Annotated in this window: 4 protein-coding genes; 2 read left to right on the top strand and 2 right to left on the bottom strand. The window is 71.3% G+C overall.

The features are described from left to right. Positions 1-427 (top strand): hypothetical protein (locus VLF18_RS16880; protein ID WP_325280796.1); only part of this gene is annotated, 427 nt, incomplete at its 5' end. On the opposite strand, the gene VLF18_RS16875 is transcribed toward VLF18_RS16880, so the two are convergent. Continuing rightward, on the bottom strand, positions 387-824 hold the full coding sequence (locus tag VLF18_RS16875) for a hypothetical protein (RefSeq protein ID WP_325280795.1): 438 nt from the start codon (positions 822-824) through the stop codon (positions 387-389). The genes VLF18_RS16880 and VLF18_RS16875 overlap by 41 nt on opposite strands. Before the next feature lie 247 nt (positions 825-1,071). Between VLF18_RS16875 and VLF18_RS16870 the strand changes: the two genes are divergently transcribed. Then, on the top strand, positions 1,072-1,518 hold the full coding sequence (locus VLF18_RS16870; RefSeq protein ID WP_325280794.1) for a hypothetical protein: 447 nt from the start codon (positions 1,072-1,074) through the stop codon (positions 1,516-1,518). A gap of 88 nt (positions 1,519-1,606) precedes the next feature. Here VLF18_RS16870 and VLF18_RS16865 read toward each other — a convergent pair. Next, the coding region (locus VLF18_RS16865; protein WP_325280793.1) for a hypothetical protein at positions 1,607-2,618 on the bottom strand (1,012 nt) is incomplete at its 5' end.

Here is a 2,618-nt window from a genome sequence, read left to right as displayed (position 1 = left end):
ACCGGTGGTCTGGCTGAAGCTCCGGCCCGAGACGGCGGCCGCGGCCGGCGCGGAAACGACGGTCGCCCCCGCCGAAGGCGAAGCATCCGACGCGCTGCGGCGCGCACTCGTCGAACTGATGCTGGCGGCACTCGATGCCTGGGAACGCAGCATGCGGCTCTCGCGCGTGGACTTCGCGCAGAAGAGCGGCATCTGGCGCGTGCACATCGACGACGGGCGTCTGCGCATGCGTTCGATGGAGCGCTACCTGAGCCTCGCGCGCGTGCCGCGGCATCCGCGCTGGCGCGAGGTGCTGCGCAGCGCCTATTTCGTGCTGGCCGAGTGCCCGCTGACGCCGGTGCAGCGGCGCGTGCTCGAGGAACGCGTCGCCGCCGTGCGCGCCCAGCTCAGCGAGAAGGCACTCGACGCGGCTGCGGCGGAAGGCTAGCCGTCGGCGCGCAGAGCACGCAGATGCCCCAGACGCCGTGGGCCATCAGATAGGCGTCGTGATGGTTGGCCGCGACGAAGGCCGGCGGCCCCTGCACGATCGCGACGATGTCGCCGACGTCGCCGCTCGCGATGGAGCCCGAACGCAGGTCTTCCTCGCCGCGGCAGAGCTGCTGGGTGAATCCCGTGACTTTGCGATAGTCGTCGTCGGGCTCGCCGCACGTGCCCTGGCAGCTCGGTGGATTCTCGCGGACCGCGGCGACGAGTTCGGCCCCGAACCGAAAACTGCCTATCGTCATCGGCTGGCCGTCGGCGCACCACTGCGACGGCACGGTCTCGTGGGCCCCGACGACCGCGGCCGACGCGATCAGGGCGACAGCAATCAGGATGCGATGCATGCAGCGACTCCTCGGCGGGGGTGCGGACATCCTCCGCGCCGCAACGGCCCACCCGCAAGCGGCACGGCGGGAAAAAACCGGGTCGAAACCGCGACGGCCGCGCCTGCCGCGGGATGCCCGCATCGCGCGGCGCGGCGCCAATGCGGCCCGGATTCGTCCCGCGGATTCGCTGGCCGCATGCGGTGCGGCGGCCTAGCGTCGCTGCAACCGGCCATCCCGGCCGGCGCGAACCGCAGACGAGGTCACCATGTTCCGCACGTTCCTACCGGTGCTTGCCCTGGGCGCCGCAACGCTTTCCGGCTCCGCCTTCGCCTATACGAACACGGTCCCGATCGGACAGATCACGGCATCGTCGCTGCAATATGGCGGCGCCGTCCTGCATGCGGGCGGCTGGGCCGGCCATCACTACCTCGCACCGAGTCTGGCCGAGTGCGAGCAGATGCTGCAGAGCGGCGTCGCCGATCACGGCGTTCCGCCCGGCCCCGGCGACTGCCCTCACGCGATGGAACAGGTGCAACACTGCAGCCGCCGCTCGATGTTCGACTTCGCCGGACCGTCCGACCCCGACACCGACGGCGTCGTCACGACGACGATCAGCGTGCCGGCGCGCTACCTGCGCGATGTCGGACGGCTGCGCCACGAGTTCCGCATCGATGAATTCGATGCGTTGCTGCAGGAGTACAGCGGGAAGTAGGCGTCAGGCCGGGAATGGGGAGTCGGGAATCGGTGAAGCAAGGCGCCCGCGACGCGGCACCGTCTGACGCATCACCGGTTCCCCGGCCTCAAAAGCCAAACTCGCTCCGCGAGGCACGCCGTTGCGCGACATGATCCCGCAGGCGTTCCGTATAGCTGCGCCACGTGCGGTTGCCCTGCAGGTCGAGATAGCGGCGCTCGGGCGCCGCCTGCGGGCACCAGAACAGATTCGCAACGCCGAGCCCGCCGGGTGACAGGTCGGTAGCCGCCTCCAGATGGACGCCGCCGATGGCGATGCAGGCGTCGAAGGCGGCCGCATCGATACCCGGCGACACGACGGCGGCGCGCTCGCGCGCGAACCTCGCTGCCTCGGCGTCGAGTCGCGACACCGGCTGCCACTGCGCGAGCGGCAGCAGCATCAGCATCGCAATGCCGTCGTGCCGCCGGTAGACCTCGGCCAGGTCGTCCGGCAGCGGCGCACCGAAGCGCGTCGCGACGGCGGCGAGGTCGGCGTCGGCCGCCGGTTCGCCCCAGCGGGCCCGCGACGACAGCAGCCACTGCGTCAGGCTGGGTTTTCCGACGTCCTCGATCAGCCGCGCTGCCGACCAGTCGGCGACCGCCTGCCGCTCGCGTTCGCGCGCCGCGTCCATGCGCGCGGCCGAGTCGGCGATCTGCGCCGACTGCACCCAGCGCGAGCGCAGCCACGGGACGACTCCGGACCATGCAAAGCCGCCGCCTTCGATGTCCAGCGAATACAGCCGCAGGCCGGCCCGCAGCGGCGGTTCGCCGGCGTCGTAGAGCGTGACGGACTCGGAACTTTGGCCGCCGACGAGCACGAGCAAGGATCCGAGGTCGGCCGGCATCAGGGCGATCTCGCGTGGCGCCTCTTCGTCCGCCGCGGGCGGCTCGTGCACGAACAACGGGATCCGGCCTTCGTACGCGTAGCTCGCCGGATCGATATCACTCGCATCGCGCACCCGGCGCAGGTCGGCGAGCGGCGCGAGTTCGAGCGTCTTCGCGCCGTCCGCAACGCGATAGAACGCGAGCAGATCGGCCGGCAGCGTCGCGCCGAGCCGCGACTGCGCCGCGGCGATCGCCGCC

Origin of the sequence: Tahibacter sp. (genome assembly GCF_035481375.1) — a bacterium.
Classification (GTDB): domain Bacteria; phylum Pseudomonadota; class Gammaproteobacteria; order Xanthomonadales; family Rhodanobacteraceae; genus Tahibacter.
Note: the sequence above shows the minus strand (reverse complement) of the source record. Positions and strands in the feature narration are given on the sequence as shown.